Below are 19,260 nucleotides of genomic sequence, written 5' to 3' on the forward strand. Positions count from 1 at the left end.
GTGTTCATATGTCTTCAGTAGTAGTCGTTGGTACACAATGGGGCGATGAAGGAAAAGGTAAAATTACGGACTTTCTAAGTGAAAACGCGGAAGTCATTGCACGTTATCAAGGTGGTGACAATGCCGGACACACTATTCAATTTGATGGTGAAACTTACAAATTGCATTTAATCCCATCAGGAATTTTCTCTAAAGATAAAATCAGTGTTATTGGAAATGGTGTTGTTGTAAACCCTAAAGCACTTATTAAAGAGTTAGCTTATTTACATGACAAAGGAATAACAACAGAGAATCTACGTATTTCTGATCGTGCTCATGTTATCCTGCCTTACCATATTCAATTAGATCAATTACAAGAAGATTCTAAAGGCGATCAAAAACTTGGAACAACGATCAAAGGAATTGGACCAGCATATATGGATAAAGCGGCTCGTATTGGTATCCGAATTGCTGATTTACTAGATAAAGAAATTTTTGAAGAACGCTTACGCATTAATTTGGAAGAAAAAAATCGTAGTTTTGTAAAAATGTATGATTCTACTGCAATTGACTTTGAAGATGTTTTCGAAGAGTATTATCAATATGGCCAAGAACTTAAACAGTATGTTTGTGATACATCAGTAGTATTAAATGATGCTTTAGATGATGGTAAACGTGTCTTATTTGAGGGAGCTCAAGGGGTTATGTTGGATATTGATCAAGGGACGTATCCATTCGTTACTTCTTCTAATCCAGTAGCTGGTGGAGTAACTATCGGTAGTGGTGTTGGTCCTTCAAAAATTGATAAAGTAGTTGGCGTATGTAAAGCCTACACTTCACGTGTTGGAGACGGTCCGTTCCCAACAGAATTATTTGACGAAGTAGGACAACGTATCCGTGATGTTGGTCGTGAATATGGTACAACTACTGGACGTCCACGTCGTATTGGTTGGTTTGATACTGTAGTGATGCGTCATTCAAAACGAGTATCTGGAATCACTAATCTTTCTTTAAACTCAATTGATGTTTTAAGTGGTTTAGAGACGGTTAAGATCTGTACAGCTTATGAACGCAATGGAGAAGAAATTTTACATTATCCAGCAAGTTTAAAAGAGTTAGCTGAATGTACGCCAATCTACGAAGAATTACCAGGTTGGAGTGAAGATATTACCAAATGTCGTACTTTAGCAGAGCTTCCTGAAAATGCAAGAAATTATGTACATCGTATTTCTGAATTAGTAGGTGTTCGTATTTCAACGTTCTCAGTTGGACCTGACCGCGACCAAACAAACATCTTAGAAAGTGTTTGGGCACAAGTATAATAAATTATAGATTAACCAAGCAAAAGCTTTTTTGTTTGGTTAATCTTTTTTATTTAATAAAAGTTAGAAAAAGGATCTTTTTCGGCTATTTTTTTTACATAAAAACAATAAAATGTGTTAAACTATATTTTGTAAGAAAAAAGGTAAAAAATGGGTTGTTAGCTCAGTTGGTAGAGCAGCTGACTCTTAATCAGCGGGTCGAGGGTTCGAATCCCCCACATCCCATTGGGTGCCAAACCCACGAGACGAATAAACGTTGGTGCGAAAGCATTTCGAAAACGTTTATTGCGTCTCTTTTTTATTTTCTAAATATATCTGCGTTGAACTATTTGTAGAAAAATGAAAAGAGATTTATACTGAATAAGAATAAATAGTTAGGATTATATATAAGGAGTGAAGTAAGTGGTTGAGTTTTTTAGTTCTTTAAGTCCTATAGTACAAACGATAATTGCATCGCTTTTTACATGGGGAATGACAGCGTTAGGAGCTGCTTTAGTATTTTCTACTAAAAATGTGAATCAAAAGTTAATGGATGGCATGCTAGGTTTTGCTGGAGGAGTAATGATTGCAGCAAGTTTTTGGTCACTTTTATCACCTGCTATTTCCATGGCTGAAAGTGGTCCACTTCCGGCATGGGTGCCTGCAGCTATTGGTTTTATGTTAGGAGGCCTCTTTTTATGGAGTGCGGATAATTTATTGCCCCATTTAAACCCAAATATGCCTCCATCAGAAGCTGAAGGGGTTAATCCTCAAAAGAGAAAACGAAGTACTTTATTAGTTTTAGCCATTACAATGCACAATATACCAGAAGGATTAGCAGTAGGGGTCGCATTTGGTTCAGTTGCAGCAGGTAATCCCGAAGCTTCTATCGCAGGTGCAGTTGCTTTAGCTATTGGTATGGGTATTCAAAATTTTCCAGAAGGAACAGCTGTTTCTATGCCATTAAGACGTGATGGTATGTCCAGAGCCAAAAGTTTTTACTATGGACAACTTTCCGGAGCTGTAGAACCACTGGCAGCTATTCTAGGTGTATTAGCTGTTACAGTCATGGAACCGTTACTTCCATATGCACTAAGCTTTGCTGCTGGAGCTATGATTTTTGTTGTTGCAGAGGAAGTTATACCTGGTTCCCAAGAAAATGGCAATAAAGATTTAGCATCAATGTGGTTGATGATTGGTTTTACAATCATGATGATTTTAGATGTAGCTCTTGGGTAGAAAATGTAAAATCTGTTTACTTAGTTGACCAATTAAAATAGAAAAGGGACTCAACAAGTTAATGTTGAGTCCCTTTTTTTTATACGATATTTAGTTTTTATAAATAATTTTAGTGTCTATCTTTGTGGTTTGAAGTTAATAAAGGGAAGAATTTTAAGGAATACAATGCACATAAACCAACGATGATATAAACAATTTTAGATAACAATGATGTTTGTCCGCCAAAAATTGTAGCAACGAGATCAAATTCAAATAGTCCAACCAATAGCCAGTTTAAACCGCCAACAATTAGTAGTGCTAACGCAATACTATCCAATGCTTTCATCTAGATAACCTCCTTTATTTGATAAAGTAACTATACTTGGTTTAGAATTAATTGTCGATTAATGTGACTTGAAAAAGAAATTCTTGTTATTATTCTTTTTGATGGAAAAATGGTAAAATTACTAAAGTATAATTTTGAAAAGGCAAGAGATTAAATAAGTGGGTAAATAACGGATTAGTGATCGAAAGGATGAAGACCATGTATAAAAATGGACTGATGATGCAGTATTTCGAATGGTACGTAGAAAATGATGGGAAACATTGGAAACGGTTAAAAGAAGATGCAAAACACCTACATGAAATAGGTGTAACAAGTGTATGGATCCCACCTTGCTTTAAAGGTATGGATAAAAATGATAACGGATATGGTATTTATGATTTGTATGATTTAGGGGAATTTGATCAAAAAGGCACTGTACGTACTAAATATGGCACCAAGGAAGAACTAATTGCAGCTATTGAAGAATTACATAAATACGAGATACAAGTCTATGCAGATATCGTTTTAAATCATAAAGCAGGTGCAGATGGAACTGAACGATTTAAAGCAGTTGAAGTGAACCCGGATGATCGTAATCAAAAGATTAGTGAAGCTTATGAAATTGAAGGATGGACAGAGTTTACGTTCCCAGGCAGAAAAGGAAAGTATTCTGATTTTCACTGGCACTGGTATCATTTTTCTGGAACAGATTACAATCAAGAAAATGAAAAAAAAGCTATTTACCGTATTGAAGGTCAACATAAAGGTTGGGCAGATGATGAGACGGTAGATAATGAATACGGAAACTACGATTACTTGATGTTTGCTGATATTGATTATAGTCATCCTGAAGTCGTTGAAGAAACAAAAAAATGGGCTAACTGGTTTATTGAAGAAACTGGAGTGGATGGATTTAGGTTAGATGCTGTTAAACATATAAATGAGAAATTTATTTATGAACTTCGTGAAAGTATAGAAGCTAACTTTGGCAGACAGTTTTTTATAGTAGGAGAATATTGGGACCAAAATTATACAAATTTGAATAGTTATTTAGATAGTCAAGATTACAAGTTGGATTTATTTGATGTAGGATTACACCATCAATTAGAAAAAGCTTCGAAAATGGGTCAAAACTTTGATTTAACACATTTATTTGATCAAACATTAATTAAAAACAATCCAATGCAAGCTGTAACATTTGTAGACAATCATGATTCACAGCCAAATCAATCACTTGAATCATTTGTTGAACCTTGGTTTAAACCTATAGCTTATGGAGTCATCTTATTAAGGAAAGAAGGATATCCTGTACTCTTTTATGGTGATTACTATGGTATAAAGGGAGAAAATCCTATTGAGCCGCATCGTGAAGTGATTGATAAATTACTTTATGTAAAAAAACACTATGCATATGGAGAGCAAACGGATTATTTTGACCATCATAATTGCATTGGTTGGACGCGTTCAGGAAATGAAGAGTACCCCATAGGATGTTCTATAGTCATTTCAAATAGTGATGCTGGTTATAAAGATATGTTTGTAGGAAAAGAAAAAGTGGGATTTGTTTATGAAGATTATTTAGGCAATTGTGCGGAGACAGTAACTATTGATGAAGAAGGAAATGGTCATTTTCTTGTAGAAGCTGGATCCATATCTGTATGGGTTAATAGAAAAGAATAATTGAACCAAAAGAAAAAGATCTAGCTGTTGCTTAACTAATGAATAGAGCGTTTCAGTCTATTCATTAGTTAAGCTTTTTGTATTCTTATTTTCTGATTACTTAAGAGGATTGATTAAGTAGTTTGTCTATAGTAAGCTTATAAGTAATTAAATGTTTTGCAGGGGGACACATGTGTGTTGAGAAGGTTAAAACCTGACCCTTAGAACCTGTTAGTTAACACTGACGTAGGGAGCACTATGTACATATGTATTAAATTATACGTACTAGCTCTCCATTTTTATGGGGAGCTTTTCTTTTGTAAAACTTTTAATTGCGGGGGGACACACGTGTGTTGAGAAGGTTAAAACCTGACCCTTAGAACCTGTTAGTTAATACTGACGTAGGGAGCGATTAGTGGTTTTCTTATACACTTTTTTAGTCTCTACAATTTTTGTAGAGGCCTTTTTGCGTACATCCAAAATAAAGGAGGTCTGAGAGTCATATTTTGTTGAAATGAAATGACAAACAGAATGTTAGGACTAAATAAAATTAAGAATTCAATTATTCAGATGGTAGACAAAGAACAAGAGAAAGAGGAATGAAAAATGTTATCACAAATAAAAAAGACAGCTCCTTTAGTGCATTGCATGACAAACTATGTGGTCGCTAATTTTACGGCGAATGGTTTACTTGCAGTCGGTGCTTCACCTATTATGGCTGATGAAGTGAACGAGGTAACTGAAATAGTGTCGATTGCTCAAGCTTTACTTATTAATATTGGTACTGTGAATGACCGTACAGCAGAAGCTATGTTGCTAGCTGGGGGAAAAGCCAATGAATTATCCATTCCTATTGTGTTGGATCCTGTAGGCGTTGGTTCTACAAGTTATCGAAAACAATTGGTTCAGCTACTTTTAAAGAATATTCAATTTAATTTGATTCGGTGTAATGCAGGAGAATTAGCAGCAATTGCGGGAGAGGTTTGGCAATCAAAAGGTGTAGATAGTGGCACAGGTGAAATAGATATTGCTCTAGTAGCAAAACGAATTGCTTTGCAATATAGGTGTTTGGTTATTGTAACAGGTAAATCAGATTTTATAACAAATGGACATGAGGGATTATACGTTTCAGGAGGCAAAGAAATAGCAACACATATTACAGGTACAGGGTGTTTATTAAGTGCTATCTGTGCAGCGTCTCTTGCTAGTGGAGGTGCAACAAATCAACTGCAGAATTTAGTAACAACGCTAAAAGACTACAAACAAGCTGCTGAACAAAGTACAAATAAAGTAGGGGATTTTGCCTTGCAATTTATGAACAGATTACAAGAGTTAGCGGAGGTTGAGAGATGATTGCATTAACAGTTGCTGGATCAGATTCAGGTGGTGGTGCTGGAATTCAAGCAGATTTAAAAACATTTCAAGAACTTGGTGTATTTGGGACAACAGTTATTACAGCATTAACTGACCAAAATACACTAGGAGTCCACGGTATTTTTGAAGTACCATCAAGTTTTGTACAGCAACAATTACAAACTGTGCTGGATGATTTCTCTATAAAAGCCATTAAAACCGGTATGTTGTTTTCAACTGAAATTATTGAAGTTGTAGCTAAAATTATACAACAACAAAATATTCCGTTGATCGTTGATCCTGTAATGATCGCAAAAGGTGGAGCAAGTCTTTTACAGGATGTAGCAGTAAAAACGTTAATAGAAAAACTTTTTCCTTATACAACAATCTGCACACCAAATATCCCTGAGGCAGAACTGTTAACAGGTAGACAAATTAAAAATGTTGAAGATATCGAAAAAGCTGCACAGGAGATTCTTCAAATGGGAGTTGAATGTGTGGTTATCAAAGGAGGACATTTAGATGGAGAATACGCAACAGACAGAGTGTATTCCCGTCTGAACTCTTTTTCGATAACTACCCCTCGTATCCAAACAAAAGATACTCATGGGACAGGCTGTACATTCTCAGCAGCACTTACAGCAAATATAGCAAAAGGACTATCGATAAAGGAATCGATCATTGAGGCGAAAAAATTTATTCATTTAGCCATTGCTACTCCTCTTCATATTGGACATGGACATGGACATGGACCAACAAATCACTTTGCTTATAATTGTCAGCAAGGAATCTGTGAGGTAGAAGTAAGTGAATTATAATATATTGAGCGTCTATTTTATTATGGGGACAATGAACTGCACAAAAGATCCTTTGAAAATACTTGAAGAAGCATTGGAAGCAGGTATTACATGTTTCCAATTACGTGAAAAAGGTGAAGGGGCACTAACAGGTAGCGTTTATGAAGAGTTTGCCCGTGCTTGCCAAAAAATGTGTCTAGCATACCAAGTGCCTTTTATCATCAACGATGATGTTGAACTCGCACTCAAACTAGATGCTGATGGTATCCATATTGGACAAGAAGATCTAGCTCTTTCTACATTTCGTAAACAAGCGAAAGGAAAAATAATAGGCGTTTCTGTACACAATTCTAGAGAAATGGAACAGGCGATACTTAGTGGAGCAGATTATGTGGGAATTGGACCAATCTATAAAACGCAATCTAAAAAAGATGCGAAACCTCCTGCTGGATTGCATTTTTTAAAGGCTATGCGAAAACAATGTAGCAACTTCCCAATCGTTGGTATAGGAGGAATTACAGAAGAAAATGCTAGTGAGGTTCGTTCCTCAGGAGCAGATGGTGTGTCTGTAATTTCAGTTATCTGTCATAGTAAAGATATTGGGCAAACGGTTAAGAATCTCCTTCTAACGAAAAAAATAAATTAATTGTTTTATGGGATACTAGTTACCGCTTCTCTATTATTTAAATAGTAATAAAAAAACAACATTCCCGCTAATGATTGCTCATTAGCGGGAATGTTGTTTTTAAGAATTTTTACTTTAAGTTCTTTTTACGTCTATAATTGTCCACGTCTATCTTCAACAGATAAGTCTGGAGTACTAGATAAGTCTTCAACTACAGATGTTGGAGGAACTTCCACAGAACCTGTAAATTCTGAATTATCAAGTGGTTCAGAGTGTAAATTTAAATCTGTTTCAATATCTTCAATGGTAGCAGCTAATTCAGGATCAGTATAGCTGATTTCCTCTTCAACTTCTTTGTAACTTTGTTTTACTTCATCAGCAAAACTATTTACTTGATCCATTGCTTGTTCTTTCAAATCGTTTGCTTGCGTTTTGATATCTTGTCGTAATTCTTTTCCTGATTTAGGAGCGAGTAATAAGGCAGTAACTGCAGCAGCAGCCCCTACAAATAAAGTTCTAGTAAAATTATTAGCCATAACAAAGTTCCCCTTTTCTAAAATGATTTAGTTTAGTTAAATGAAAAACGTTTTTTTGTTCTGTTTTTTCTGGTCTGGTACATCTTTAAGGCTGTCTTTCCTACTTTTGTTATTCGAGGAGGAGTAACTGTTACTTTTCTCCTTGAACTAGAAAGAAAATAGGAAGCGACTTTATTGCTATTTTGTTTTAAATCGTTGATAGATTCTCCAAAATCAGCTGTTGTTTGAGTAAAATCAGAAATATAAGATTGTTTAACAGCTACATCTTTTGTCATACTATCTACTCGAGTGGTCATATGGTCTATTTTAGTTGTTATAGCATCTTTTTCTTTTGTAAAATGATTTATTTGATCTTGAACAGTAGTCTGAGTTGAACTAATTTCTTTCATTAAACTCCCTACCTTTTTACCAATGAGTATTCCAAAAATAACTAAAGCAACCAAGGCTAAAACCACGATACCAATAGCTATGATAAATTCGATTGACATTTAGCTTATACGCTCCTTTCATTAAAGATAGAGTTGAAAATTGGCTTAACTTAATAAGAAATAGGTGGAAACAGCCACTCATTTTAGCAACAAGTAATCAGTTTACTTTTATTTTCTATAAGAATACCATTAAAAAGGGGAATAGCCAAATAAAATGAAATCGCATTATTGTAAAATTGGGCTAACGTATTGAAAGATAATACATACCTAAAATCCTTACTACTTCTTAGATTAAATAACATTTGAATTTAGATAGATTTTTTTAAAAGATGGTCAAAGCATTTATAATCAGTTACAATTAAAGATAAAATAAATAATGGGGAAAAATCAATAGATGAATAAAAAAGAGTTAGATATTGGAGGATTTATTGGAATGAACTTATCTTTAAAAGAAGATGCACAAAACGAATTGCTAAAGAAGAAAAAGGCATCATTAGTAGCTGTAACAGATGGCAGTATAATACCAATAGAAGAAGTGCCAGATCTTGTGTTTTCTGAAAAAATGATAGGAGAAGGCTTTGCTATGATCCCGACTTCTAGTATAGTTTGTGCCCCTATTGGCGGAAAGTTATTTCAAGTCGCAGATGCATCTCATGCATTCGAAATTCGCACACATGACGGATTAGAAGTTCTCATACATGTTGGTTTAGATACGGTAACCTTAAACGGAGTAGGTTTTGAAACGCATTTAAAAAAAGGTATGACCGTTAAACAAGGAGACCCGTTGGTAAAGTTTGATCAGGAATACCTTCTTAGTCGCGGTTGTCGCTTGTTTATACCAGTCATTGTGATAAATGGAGAAAATGAAAATTACCGTTACGTATTCAAACCAAATAATGAAGTCGAAGCTCAAGCTGGAAAAACAATTGCATTAACTATTGAAGGCTATTAAAAAAATAGCTAATCAATTAAACAAAATCAAGAGCCTATATATAGCTCTTGATTTTGTTTTTGCACTCTTACCGTATGTTCGGTATAATGAAAGGTAGAATAGTTTGTCATTCTTACAGCAAATTAATTGAAAAGTAATAAACCATTAATATAAAAAACAGTCATAAAAAAGTAGAAATTCCAAGGAGGTTTCATTTTGAAAAAAATATTAGTAGTTGATGATGAGAAACCAATTTCAGATATCGTTAAATTTAATTTAACAAAAGAAGGATATGAAGTGTTTACGGCATATGATGGAGAAGAAGCTTTAGAAAAAGTAGAAGAAGTATTGCCAGATCTTATCATTTTAGACTTGATGCTTCCTAAAAAAGATGGGTTAGAAGTTTGTCGTGAAGTCCGAAAAAATCATGATATGCCTATTATCATGGTTACAGCAAAAGACTCGGAAATTGATAAAGTACTTGGATTAGAACTTGGTGCGGATGACTATGTCACAAAACCATTTTCTAATAGAGAATTGACAGCACGTGTAAAAGCAAATTTAAGAAGACATGATAATGCTAAGACGCCAGTTGTTGAAGAAATTGAAACAAATGATATTGAAGTAGGTGCTTTAACGATTCATCCAGATGCGTACATTGTGTCTAAAAGAGGAGCCACAATTGAATTAACGCACCGCGAATTTGAATTGCTGCATTATTTGGCTAAACATTTAGGTCAAGTAATGACCAGAGAACATTTGTTACAAACGGTTTGGGGCTACGATTATTTTGGAGACGTAAGAACGGTCGATGTAACGGTTAGAAGATTAAGAGAAAAAATAGAAGACAACCCTAGTCACCCAACTTGGCTTGTAACAAGACGTGGAGTTGGCTATTATTTAAGAAATCCCGAACAGGAGTAATGTTTCATGAAGAAAAAGATCACTTTTTTTCAATCTATTGATTTCAAAATAATTTTCGTGTTCATTATTCTATTACTGGTGGCATTAGAATTAATTGGAACGTATTTTGTTAGACAATTAGAAACGCAGCTAGTCACTAATTTCCAAGAAGAAAAAAGACTTCAAGTAGGCTTTTTAGATAACACTATTCAGCCTATTTTATTTGATGATGAAACAGCAGAAGATAGTACCGAAATTGGACGGTTGATTGAAGACTTTTCAGGAAATGGAATTTTAGAAGTTCAGATCATTGATGATCAACATTATTTATTAGGGACGAGTGACAGCACTCAGCAAAATAGTGTTAGCAGCAAAACAAATGATAAAGATGTTCAACAAGCTTTACTGCTGGGAAATACAGTCACCAGTCAATACAGAGATCAAACGACCAACGACCGAATCTGGAAGTTGGTTTCTCCTATTATTGCAAGTGATGGATCAAATGAAATATTGGGTGTAATAGCGTTAACGACAAATATTGAAAGTGTTTATGAACAAATCAGCGAAATAACGCTTATTTTTCTTAATTCTTCTTTAATAGCAATAGCATTAACCGTTATTTTGGCACTATTTATTTCCCGGGCAATAACAAAACCAATTACTGAAATGACACAACAGACGATTCAAATGGCAGATGGAGATTATTCCGGACAAGTTAAAGTTTATAGTAAAGATGAATTGGGTATACTATCTATGGCAATCAATGACTTGTCAACTAAGGTTGAGGAAGCCCAAGAAACGACAGAATCTGAACGGAGACGTTTAAATAGTGTGTTGACCCACATGACAGATGGAGTTATCGCGACAGACCGAAGAGGAGTCATTGTTATTATCAATGACAAAGCTATGGAGATGTTGAATATTTCCCAGGAAATGGCGCTAGGTGTTTCAATCTTAAAAGTATTGAAAATAGATAAGGAATATACTTTGCGTAAATTACTGGAAAACGAAGATGATATGTACTTTGATTTTTCAAATGATGAGATACCAGTAACTTTGAGGGGTGAGTTTACTCTTATTCAAAGAGAAACTGGTTTTATCAGTGGAATTGTTTGTGTATTGCATGATGTAACAAAGCAAGAAAAAATAGATAATGAGCGAAAAGAGTTTGTTTCAAATGTTTCTCATGAACTCAGAACGCCTTTAACAAGTATGAGAAGTTATTTAGAGGCATTACTAGATGGTGCATGGAAAGATCCGGAAATCGCTCCGCAATTTTTAAAAGTAACGCAAGAAGAAACAGATCGGATGATTCGTATGATCAAAGATCTGTTAGATTTATCCCGTATGGATTCTGGTAAAGGTACGTTAGACTTAGAATACCTTAATGTAAATGAGTTGTTTGATCATGTCATCAAACGTTTTGAAATGATGATACAGTCTTCTGATGAATCATCAAAAGATTTTTCTATTAAACGAAACTTTACTGATAGACAACTATGGGTTGAAGTTGACGCTGATAAAATGATTCAAGTTTTAGATAATATCATGAATAATGCTATTAAATATTCTCCAGATGGAGGAACGATTACTTGTGGACTTGTCGAAACCAATGATAGTGTCGTTTTAAGTATCAGTGATGAAGGTCTGGGTATTCCTAAACGTGATTTGGCAAATGTATTTGACCGTTTCTTTAGAGTTGATAAAGCTAGAGCGCGTTCTATGGGTGGAACTGGATTAGGTTTAGCTATATCTAAAGAAGTAGTTCATCAGCATAAAGGTAAAATATGGGCAGAAAGTACGGAGGGAAAAGGAACGACTTTTTATATTTCATTGCCTTATCTTCCGTATGAGGAGGATGATTGGGAATGAAGAAAGATTTAATAATAAAAGTTGTTCTGGTAGCTCTTATCGTACTGAGTCTCTTTCTAACCTTTATGATTTGGACTATGCCTAGCCAATTTAATGAAGAAACAAATGAGAGTCAAGGGACAACCTCTGCTGTGACTATCGCACGCGATATGTCCCAAGTATTTGGTCCAACTCAAGTTGTCCTTCATAAAAATGGCGAAATAAATGTATTTACTCAAACAGAAATCGTAACTGCTATAACTAGAGAAATTACTAAATGGAAAGTAGATACTATTGAAGAACCGGTTGAATTAACGAATGAAGAATATGAAGAAAAATTAAGTCAAACCGATGCATTAGAGATGGTTTTTGTTGAAAATATTTCTTTTGGTATTTTTCCAGATCTATTTAATGATCTTGCTGGTGAATATCAAGATCGGTCTTTTAATCGAATGTATTTTTCAAAAGATGATTTAAATCAAATCTATTTTTATAATACACATTCGAAGTTGTTTTATAGTGAAGCAATAGAAGGAATAGACCAAAGTAAAATAAATAAACTAATAGAAGAAGAAAATGCTAAATCTTACTTAGCAAATGCTGTTCTAGATGAAGGCAAACAAGTTTATACTTCAACAGAAGAAATAGAATTGCCTTATTTAAGTTATTTAGTTGAAAGGCAAACAAATCAATTATTTATTGAACGGTTATTTGATGATACTTCAGAAGTAAGAGAAAATAGTGCGAATGATGAAAATATTGTTAGCTACAATGACTATGTTAGTGAGTTGCAAATAAACGAAAACACCGATATTTTAACGTATTATCGCAATCGAAATGCTGAAAATAAGTTATCCATTACAGAAACACTTAGAGTAAGTTACAACGAATTGATTCAATATGAAAACTGGGCTTCGGATGTTCATTATTTTGACTATAATGATTCTACGAGAGAAGTTACTTATCGTCGTTATATTGCAGGATTTCCAGTATTTAGTGAATTTGCTGACTATGGAACGACTCATATAACCGTTTTTGAAGATGGATTGTCACGGTTGCAAGTTCCTTTAGTTATTGCTCAAACGCCTATTTCTGATGTTGAAGAACAAAAAACACTACAAAGTGGTGTCAGTACTTTGGAATCTCTATCAGCAAGTGGCTATACTAGTGAAGAAATCGATGATATAAAAATCGGTTATACTTGGATAAATAGTACGGAATCTGATCGCGTGATTAATTTAGAGCCTAATTGGTATGTTAAAATCAATGGTAAATGGCAACTTGTTGAGAGTCTTCTTCTCAATGAAGGAGGTCAGTAAAATGGATTTTAAACGAATTCAAATTATTTTTATTATTACATTTCTGTTTCTAAATACTTTTTTGATATTCACGTATTTAGACAAAAATAAAAACTATTATACTAGCAGTTCTGATCAATTAATTGATTTTATAGAAGAAATGGAAAATGAAAATATTAAATTGCCGAATTTTTCAGAAACTGAGAATAAAGTACCTTATGTTCAAGCAGAAACCAATAATTTGTTAGAAGATAATATAGATAAAGTAAAAAATCGTTCTGGAACAGTTGAAAAAGACGGCTCGCTTTACATGAGTCTACTTTCTAATCCACTTGCTTTGTCAGAAGAGAAAGAATTGACTAAGGAAGATATTGAGTTACTCGATGAATTTGTGATAAGCGACCAAGTTCTTTTTGGTAAAGAGTATCGCTATTTTAGCTATAGCCCAACAGAACAAAAAATAGTATATGCTCAAATAGCGAACAATATTCCCATTGCAGATGGAACATCAGAAATTGTATTTCATTTGAATAATAAGAAACAAGTAATCTCCTATGATCAAACGTATGTAGGTCCAGTTACGGTTCAAGGGGAGAGTCGTAAGCTGATAACAGATAAAAATGCCGTTGAAATTTTATATCAAAATGACGAAATACAAGCAAATACTACCGTAAGAAAACCAAAATTAACGTATTCAAAAACACTTTCGCTACAGAAATTAAGCATGTATGCGCCAGTGTGGTACATTGAAATTGTTAACAGCGGAAGTACCGAGATCGAACGAGTAGATGCACTGAGCGGCAGTATTATACGAACGCCAACGAGTGAGACGCCAGCAACTAAAGAATCTGTAGCAGAATAGCTTTAGTAGCTGGAATGAGAGATTTTTTTAAAAAGATTTCTTAGATTAAATTTTGACCCAAAGTAAGTGGTGTACAAGAATTGTCTTGTCATTACCCCTTTTCTTTGGGTCTTTTTTACGTTGTGAAAACTTGAATTTATATAAGTTTGATGTAAAATGATAAAGGTAATAGAGGAGGATTTTTTAGATGGTATCCAAAGAAAGTAATGGTTTAAAGGTTAGTATTCTTGCCAGTGGAAGTTCTGGAAATGTGACATATATAGAATCTGAAAAAAAGAAGATTTTAGTTGATAGTGGATTAAGTGGAAAAAAAATAACTGAATTATTAAAAAAAATAGACCGAGATGTAGCAGATTTGGATGGGATATTAGTCACACACGAACACCGTGATCATGTCCATGGAGTAGGTGTTTTAGCTAGAAAATATCATTTAGACGTTTATGCTAATGAGCAAACGTGGGAAGCTATGACCCCTATAATTGGTACCATTAAAACGGAACAGAAATACTTATTTGAAATGGGAAAAACAATGACCATTGGCGATATAGATGTGGAAAGTTTTGGAGTTTCGCATGATGCAATTGCACCTCAGTTTTATAGTTTTCACAAAGACAATAAATGTTTTGTAATGCTGACTGATACGGGTTATGTCAGTGATCGTATGAGAGGTATTGTTTCGAACGCGGATGCGTATTTATTTGAGAGCAATCATGATCTTGAAATGCTGAGAATGGGAAATTACCCATGGCATTTAAAGCAACGTATTTTGGGAGACAAAGGGCATCTTTCAAATGAAGATGGAGCATTAGCTTTAGCTGAAATCATAGGTGACGCTACGAAAAGAGTGTACTTAGGTCATCTAAGTAAAGACAATAATTTAAAAGAGTTGGCTCATTTAACAGCTGTAAATATTTTAAAAGAAAAAGAAACAGGAGTAGAAGACAAATTTTTAGTATTTGATACAGATCCAGTCATACCTACTTCTTTATTTGTTGTTTAAAGTAAGAAGACAAAACCTCTCTCGACTAAAGGTCAAGAGAGGTTTTTGAGTTCTATAAGACCATTCACTATCGTGTAAAGAAGATTTAATGTTAATATAATAATGAATTAATAAAAATGTCCCGAAAGTTTCATATAAAATTCAAATGTAAAGATTATACTAGCATCATAAAAAGACTACGAGGGGTGAAGATTAATGAGTGAGGAAACAAAAAACAAAAAAAGAGGTTCTTGGAAAAATGGACTTGTCGGAGGGCTAATAGGTGGACTTGTAGTAGCGGCACTAGGCGGAGGATACTTAGCAGCAACGGATAATGGAGTCAATACTGAAACTGGTACAGGCATGGTCGATAAAGACACAGGAGAAGTGATTACAACCAATGTCAGCGTAGATGTGACTTCTGATGTAACAGAAGCTGTTGCTAAAGTAGAAGATTCAGTTGTATCAGTTGTTAATATGCAATCACAAGCTGATGGAGGATTAGAAGGTGCACTTGAGACAGATAACGCGCAGGAGGAAGAAGACAACTTACAAACAGCGGGTGAAGGTAGTGGAGTGATTTATAAAAAAGACGGTGATACAGCTTATGTCGTAACCAATAATCATGTTATCGATGGTTCAGATGCAATTGAAGTTATTCTAAAAGATGGCACAAAAGTTGAAGCTGAATTAATTGGAACAGATATCTGGACAGATCTAGCCGTATTGTCTATTCCTTCTGAAAAAGTAACAACAGTTGCTACTTTCGGTGATTCAGATGCAGTGACTGTTGGGGAACCTGCAATTGCAATCGGTTCACCACTAGGCACAAACTTTGCTTCTTCCGTTACTCAAGGAATTATATCTGCTAAAAATCGTAGTGTTGAAACGGATATTACAGGTGATGGCGTAGTAGATTGGGAAGTTACAGCTCTTCAAACTGACGCAGCTATCAATCCAGGGAATTCTGGTGGTGCTTTGATTAATATAGCTGGTCAAGTAATTGGAATCAATTCAATGAAAATTTCTAGTGATACTGTCGAAGGAATGGGATTTGCTATTCCAAGTAATGACGTTGTTAGCATCATTAATCAATTGGAAGCAAACGGTGAAGTTGTTCGTCCGGTATTGGGAATCAGCTTATTGGATTTAAGCGAAATATCTGAACAACAACAAGAATCAGTCTTGAAATTACCTGAAAATGTTACATCTGGTGTTGTAGTAGCTGAAGTTCAACCAGATTCAGCAGCTGAAATCGCTGGATTAGAGCAATACGATGTTATTGTGAAATTCAATGGTAAAGAAGTTACAGATTCAATATCATTGCGTAAAGAAATTTATGCTTCTGAACTCGGAAAAGAAATTGAAGTTGAGTTTTATCGTAATGGCGAACTTCAAAAAACGACGGTCACAATGACTGCTTCAGAACCAACTCTATAATAAAATAAAAATTTCAAAATGAAAATGGAGTCTGAGTTTTTATTACTCAGACTCCATTTTTTTGTAATTTTCTAGTAATTAGCTAATGTGTTGTTACTAAATTAACTAGTTAATTTATTCCATTTACGAATTTTGGTTCTAAAATTCGTAAATGGTGCAACTGTATTTATGTGAATCCATTTCCAAATAGGCCATTTGGCTTTTGTAGTAGCCCAATTTCGTTGTTCGGGTTCAAATAATTCAGTATCAGAGAGACTTTCCACCCAATGGCATAACTCTTCAACTAACTGAGTTAACATTTCTTTTTGTTTTACTAATGAGTATTTCCCATATTCTTGATAGAAAGACTGATATAATCCACCTAGATTGTTCCATTTGTATTCTTCAGTAGGTGTTTGAACAGTTTTTCCTTGTTGTTCATTTTTTTCCCATTGAAGTAAGAGGTGAATCCAACCAAGCTGATAAGATAAATTTTCAGAAGGCGTTTGCTCTACTTCTATGATTCTTCTGTCTTTAAGATCTTCAGAGATAGAATCAAATTCGGTGATGTATTTTTGGTAGTGTTCTTGAATAGTGTTTATTAATTCTGTTTTGCTCTGATACTCTTTCATAAAAAATTCCTCCTAATAGTTTAGTAATAAGAAAAGAAGATTCTATATAAATAGAATAAGGTGTAGAATATAAAAAGTCTAGGTCTTCGTAAAAAAAATTGGAAACGAATTCTTTAACCTGAAAAAAGATGAAATAAACCAATTTTTAATTGATTTTTCAAATTTTTGTGGACAAGTAAGTGTGAAAAGTTTTGAACATTGTGGATAAGTGCTGTAAAATAATATAGGTAGGTATGTGGAGACGAAATTAGTTATCCACAAAATGAGGAAGGTGTTGTGGATGGATAAAATTTTAGCTTGTAAGGAGCATGTAGAAGAAGCTTTAGATGACGCAGTTTATGGAGGTTTTGAACTGCCGGTACTAGACCAATTATTGCCTGTTGATAACTCGAAACAAAAATGTGGTTATTGCGAGAAGGATGCAATATATGTAGTGTCGAACAAGCATTCTACCACTATATAATGATTTGAAGTTGTGGACATGTGCATAACTTTTGTGGATAACCTGTGATTATAGGAGGATAACTTTTTTGAACATCAAAATAATAACTGTGGGTAAGTTAAAAGAAAAATATTTGAAAATGGGTATCGCAGAATATGCGAAACGATTAGGAGCCTATTGTAAATTAGAATTAATCGAAGTTTCAGATGAAAAAGCACCTGAAAAATTAAGTGAAGCTGAAATGGTGCAAGTCAAAGAAAAAGAAGGCGAGCGTATTTTAGCAAAGATTCCAGATCAAGCATTTGTTTTTGCACTAGCTATTGAAGGCAAGCAACGAACATCAGAAGAATTTGCTAAAGAAATTGAACAATTAGGAGTTCAAGGGAAAAGTACGATTGTTTTTGTTATAGGCGGATCATTAGGTTTAAGTGATGCAGTAATGAAAAGGAGCAATACGCCTATCTCATTTGGAAAAATGACGCTTCCTCATCAATTGATGCGATTAGTCTTAATTGAGCAGATCTATCGAGGCTTTAAGATTGTTAGGAACGAGCCCTATCATAAGTAAATGAGGTTTTAGAAAAGAATGAGTTTATTGAAATTTTATACAGAATCTTGTTTATTTTTGTTTTCGAGAATGTAATAGTATTTTAAATAAAAACATTGGAAAACTACCTAAAATTAGAGAAGAATGCGAATGATGATAATAAAAAAATGTAAGCATATTGGCAACAACCAACATGCTTACATTTAAAATATCTGAAAATTTATTTTGCGCGCTTTACTTCAATTCGATAGCCATCAGGGTCCGTCACAAAGAAATAAGAGGGTGTGCCGCCTGAAAGTCCTCTTAAATCACCTGTTTCGTAAGGAGAAGCTTTACAAACTTCATGCATTTTTTCTAAGTCACTAACAGTCACACCTAAATGACTGAAGCCATTTCCTACATTATATGGCTCGGCATCGTAATTGTAAGTGAGTTCAATTTGTACAGAAGAACCGGGAGAATTCAGATAAACTAAATCAAATTTATCTTTAGGAAATTCTCTACGGCTGGCAACTTCAAAATCGAATAGATTAGTATAAAAGTCTAAAGTAGCCTCAATATCTCTGACACGCAGGCAAATCTCAACGAGTTCTTGGTTCATAATCATATCATCCTCCAATAGTTTCTTATTTTTATTCTAGCATGAATAGGTCATATAGGCACGCCCATGTTATCTTCAGTGAGAAACATCTATTATAGCTCGAGAAAACTTATGGATAAGTGGACAGTCCGTGAACTAAAAAAAGATTTTTTCTATTAATGGAAAAGGTTTGGGATATTTACGTCACAAAATTTGTTTAATTGCAGGTACAGAAATGGAGATAGCCCATTTATATATCGATATATAATAAGAAATAAAACCTCATTTAGATGTATTACTGAGAACCGTATCATAAGTAATAATAAAAATTCAGTTAGTTAAATAGGAGGAAAAATAAGATGAGGATGAATTTTGATCCAAGTAATCCTATTATCCAGCTCTGTATGAAAGGGATGGCCCTAGAAGAAAGCGGGAATTTGGATGATGCCATCGAAACTTTTCTTAAAGCGTGGAACCAAACAAGTGACGATTATGAAAGATTTATTGTAGCTTATCATTTAGGATTAAGACAAAATAATGTCGACGATAAGTTAAAATGGATGGAAAAATCATTGGACTTTGCTCTAAAAATTAA

20 protein-coding genes, 1 tRNA gene and 2 riboswitches are annotated in these 19,260 nt (G+C 34.2%); of the genes, 16 read left to right on the forward strand and 5 right to left on the reverse strand.

Annotated features, from left to right (window positions below; all coding sequences use genetic code 11):
- Positions 1-8: 8 nt before the first annotated feature.
- The 3 genes from CAR_RS00065 (at position 9) to CAR_RS00075 (ending at position 2,519) form a co-directional block, all read left to right on the forward strand.
- A complete protein-coding gene (locus CAR_RS00065) occupies positions 9-1,301 on the forward strand; it encodes an adenylosuccinate synthase (RefSeq protein ID WP_013709708.1) in 1,293 nt (430 codons plus the stop codon).
- Positions 1,302-1,453: 152 nt separating this feature from the next.
- Positions 1,454-1,526 (forward strand) — tRNA-Lys (locus tag CAR_RS00070).
- Between the two features lie 177 nt (positions 1,527-1,703).
- Complete coding sequence (locus CAR_RS00075) at positions 1,704-2,519, forward strand: ZIP family metal transporter (protein WP_041556012.1); 816 nt, start codon at positions 1,704-1,706, stop codon at positions 2,517-2,519.
- A gap of 109 nt (positions 2,520-2,628) precedes the next feature.
- Here the strand turns inward: CAR_RS00075 and CAR_RS00080 are convergent, their stop codons facing one another.
- Positions 2,629-2,844 carry a DUF378 domain-containing protein gene (locus CAR_RS00080; RefSeq protein WP_013709710.1) on the reverse strand — a complete coding sequence of 72 codons (216 nt, stop codon included), beginning with the start codon at positions 2,842-2,844 and terminating at the stop codon, positions 2,629-2,631.
- A 198-nt stretch (positions 2,845-3,042) separates the two neighbouring features.
- Between CAR_RS00080 and CAR_RS00085 the strand changes: the two genes are divergently transcribed.
- The 4 genes from CAR_RS00085 (at position 3,043) to thiE (ending at position 7,278) form a co-directional block, all read left to right on the forward strand.
- Positions 3,043-4,503: an alpha-amylase gene (locus tag CAR_RS00085; RefSeq protein WP_013709711.1), complete on the forward strand. Its 1,461-nt coding sequence runs from the start codon at positions 3,043-3,045 to the stop codon at positions 4,501-4,503.
- A gap of 150 nt (positions 4,504-4,653) precedes the next feature.
- Positions 4,654-4,752: riboswitch (TPP riboswitch) on the forward strand.
- A 56-nt stretch (positions 4,753-4,808) separates the two neighbouring features.
- Positions 4,809-4,907: riboswitch (TPP riboswitch) on the forward strand.
- Between the two features lie 181 nt (positions 4,908-5,088).
- Entirely contained in the window at positions 5,089-5,835 is a 747-nt protein-coding gene (thiM, locus tag CAR_RS00090) for a hydroxyethylthiazole kinase (RefSeq protein ID WP_013709712.1), read from the forward strand.
- On the forward strand, positions 5,832-6,653 hold the full coding sequence (gene thiD, locus CAR_RS00095) for a bifunctional hydroxymethylpyrimidine kinase/phosphomethylpyrimidine kinase (protein ID WP_013709713.1): 822 nt from the start codon (positions 5,832-5,834) through the stop codon (positions 6,651-6,653). The genes thiM and thiD overlap by 4 nt, the downstream gene beginning before the upstream one ends.
- The gene (thiE, locus tag CAR_RS00100) at positions 6,643-7,278 is read left to right on the forward strand and encodes a thiamine phosphate synthase (RefSeq protein ID WP_041556013.1); all 636 of its coding nucleotides are present in this window, start codon (positions 6,643-6,645) and stop codon (positions 7,276-7,278) included. Before thiD ends, thiE begins: the two co-directional genes overlap by 11 nt.
- A gap of 131 nt (positions 7,279-7,409) precedes the next feature.
- Here thiE and CAR_RS00105 read toward each other — a convergent pair whose 3' ends face one another.
- Positions 7,410-7,793: a YtxH domain-containing protein gene (locus CAR_RS00105; RefSeq protein WP_013709715.1), complete on the reverse strand. Its 384-nt coding sequence runs from the start codon at positions 7,791-7,793 to the stop codon at positions 7,410-7,412.
- Positions 7,794-7,825: 32 nt separating this feature from the next.
- Entirely contained in the window at positions 7,826-8,281 is a 456-nt protein-coding gene (locus CAR_RS00110) for a DUF948 domain-containing protein (RefSeq protein WP_013709716.1), read from the reverse strand.
- Positions 8,282-8,615: 334 nt separating this feature from the next.
- On the opposite strand from CAR_RS00110, the gene CAR_RS00115 reads away from it, so the two are divergent.
- The 7 genes from CAR_RS00115 to CAR_RS00145 all read left to right on the forward strand — a co-directional run bounded on the left by CAR_RS00115 (position 8,616) and on the right by CAR_RS00145 (position 16,485).
- Entirely contained in the window at positions 8,616-9,173 is a 558-nt protein-coding gene (locus CAR_RS00115) for a PTS sugar transporter subunit IIA (protein WP_013709717.1), read from the forward strand.
- Between the two features lie 195 nt (positions 9,174-9,368).
- Positions 9,369-10,076, forward strand: coding sequence for a response regulator YycF (gene yycF, locus CAR_RS00120; protein WP_013709718.1), 708 nt, complete (start codon positions 9,369-9,371; stop codon positions 10,074-10,076).
- A 6-nt stretch (positions 10,077-10,082) separates the two neighbouring features.
- Complete coding sequence (walK, locus tag CAR_RS00125) at positions 10,083-11,927, forward strand: cell wall metabolism sensor histidine kinase WalK (protein WP_013709719.1); 1,845 nt, start codon at positions 10,083-10,085, stop codon at positions 11,925-11,927.
- A complete protein-coding gene (locus tag CAR_RS00130) occupies positions 11,924-13,225 on the forward strand; it encodes a YycH family regulatory protein (protein ID WP_013709720.1) in 1,302 nt (433 codons plus the stop codon). Before walK ends, CAR_RS00130 begins: the two co-directional genes overlap by 4 nt.
- Before the next feature lies 1 nt (position 13,226).
- Positions 13,227-14,066 (forward strand): two-component system regulatory protein YycI, encoded by an 840-nt coding sequence (locus CAR_RS00135; RefSeq protein ID WP_013709721.1) that lies wholly within the window; start codon positions 13,227-13,229, stop codon positions 14,064-14,066.
- A 187-nt stretch (positions 14,067-14,253) separates the two neighbouring features.
- On the forward strand, positions 14,254-15,066 hold the full coding sequence (locus tag CAR_RS00140) for an MBL fold metallo-hydrolase (protein ID WP_013709722.1): 813 nt from the start codon (positions 14,254-14,256) through the stop codon (positions 15,064-15,066).
- A 195-nt stretch (positions 15,067-15,261) separates the two neighbouring features.
- Positions 15,262-16,485, forward strand: coding sequence for a S1C family serine protease (locus CAR_RS00145; protein ID WP_013709723.1), 1,224 nt, complete (start codon positions 15,262-15,264; stop codon positions 16,483-16,485).
- 101 nt (positions 16,486-16,586) lie between these two features.
- On the opposite strand, the gene CAR_RS00150 is transcribed toward CAR_RS00145, so the two are convergent.
- Positions 16,587-17,096 (reverse strand): ClbS/DfsB family four-helix bundle protein, encoded by a 510-nt coding sequence (locus tag CAR_RS00150; protein WP_013709724.1) that lies wholly within the window; start codon positions 17,094-17,096, stop codon positions 16,587-16,589.
- 280 nt (positions 17,097-17,376) lie between these two features.
- On the opposite strand from CAR_RS00150, the gene CAR_RS00155 reads away from it, so the two are divergent.
- Both CAR_RS00155 and rlmH read left to right on the forward strand, forming a co-directional pair.
- Entirely contained in the window at positions 17,377-17,559 is a 183-nt protein-coding gene (locus tag CAR_RS00155) for a CxxH/CxxC protein (protein WP_041556015.1), read from the forward strand.
- A gap of 67 nt (positions 17,560-17,626) precedes the next feature.
- Positions 17,627-18,106, forward strand: a complete 480-nt coding sequence (gene rlmH / locus CAR_RS00160; protein ID WP_041556016.1) for a 23S rRNA (pseudouridine(1915)-N(3))-methyltransferase RlmH — start codon at positions 17,627-17,629, stop codon at positions 18,104-18,106.
- A 199-nt stretch (positions 18,107-18,305) separates the two neighbouring features.
- On the opposite strand, the gene gloA is transcribed toward rlmH, so the two are convergent.
- A complete protein-coding gene (gene gloA / locus CAR_RS00165) occupies positions 18,306-18,686 on the reverse strand; it encodes a lactoylglutathione lyase (protein WP_041556740.1) in 381 nt (126 codons plus the stop codon).
- Positions 18,687-19,260: the final 574 nt, after the last annotated feature.

Origin of the sequence: Carnobacterium sp. 17-4 (assembly GCF_000195575.1) — a bacterium.
GTDB lineage: Bacteria > Bacillota > Bacilli > Lactobacillales > Carnobacteriaceae > Carnobacterium_B.

Excerpts from the sequence above, each read along its gene's own strand:
- CAR_RS00155 (WP_041556015.1), top strand. The coding sequence starts at position 17,377 with ATGGATAAAATTTTAGCTTGTAAGGAGCATGTAGAAGAAGCTTTAGAT.
- walK (WP_013709719.1), top strand. The coding sequence starts at position 10,083 with ATGAAGAAAAAGATCACTTTTTTTCAATCTATTGATTTCAAAATAATT.
- CAR_RS00105 (WP_013709715.1), bottom strand. The coding sequence starts at position 7,793 with ATGGCTAATAATTTTACTAGAACTTTATTTGTAGGGGCTGCTGCTGCA.
- thiM (WP_013709712.1), top strand. The coding sequence starts at position 5,089 with ATGTTATCACAAATAAAAAAGACAGCTCCTTTAGTGCATTGCATGACA.
- gloA (WP_041556740.1), bottom strand. The coding sequence starts at position 18,686 with ATGAACCAAGAACTCGTTGAGATTTGCCTGCGTGTCAGAGATATTGAG.
- CAR_RS00150 (WP_013709724.1), bottom strand. The coding sequence starts at position 17,096 with ATGAAAGAGTATCAGAGCAAAACAGAATTAATAAACACTATTCAAGAA.
- CAR_RS00145 (WP_013709723.1), top strand. The coding sequence starts at position 15,262 with ATGAGTGAGGAAACAAAAAACAAAAAAAGAGGTTCTTGGAAAAATGGA.
- CAR_RS00065 (WP_013709708.1), top strand. The coding sequence starts at position 9 with ATGTCTTCAGTAGTAGTCGTTGGTACACAATGGGGCGATGAAGGAAAA.
- CAR_RS00110 (WP_013709716.1), bottom strand. The coding sequence starts at position 8,281 with ATGTCAATCGAATTTATCATAGCTATTGGTATCGTGGTTTTAGCCTTG.
- CAR_RS00085 (WP_013709711.1), top strand. The coding sequence starts at position 3,043 with ATGTATAAAAATGGACTGATGATGCAGTATTTCGAATGGTACGTAGAA.
- thiD (WP_013709713.1), top strand. The coding sequence starts at position 5,832 with ATGATTGCATTAACAGTTGCTGGATCAGATTCAGGTGGTGGTGCTGGA.
- CAR_RS00135 (WP_013709721.1), top strand. The coding sequence starts at position 13,227 with ATGGATTTTAAACGAATTCAAATTATTTTTATTATTACATTTCTGTTT.
- CAR_RS00130 (WP_013709720.1), top strand. The coding sequence starts at position 11,924 with ATGAAGAAAGATTTAATAATAAAAGTTGTTCTGGTAGCTCTTATCGTA.
- CAR_RS00115 (WP_013709717.1), top strand. The coding sequence starts at position 8,616 with ATGAATAAAAAAGAGTTAGATATTGGAGGATTTATTGGAATGAACTTA.
- CAR_RS00140 (WP_013709722.1), top strand. The coding sequence starts at position 14,254 with ATGGTATCCAAAGAAAGTAATGGTTTAAAGGTTAGTATTCTTGCCAGT.
- CAR_RS00080 (WP_013709710.1), bottom strand. The coding sequence starts at position 2,844 with ATGAAAGCATTGGATAGTATTGCGTTAGCACTACTAATTGTTGGCGGT.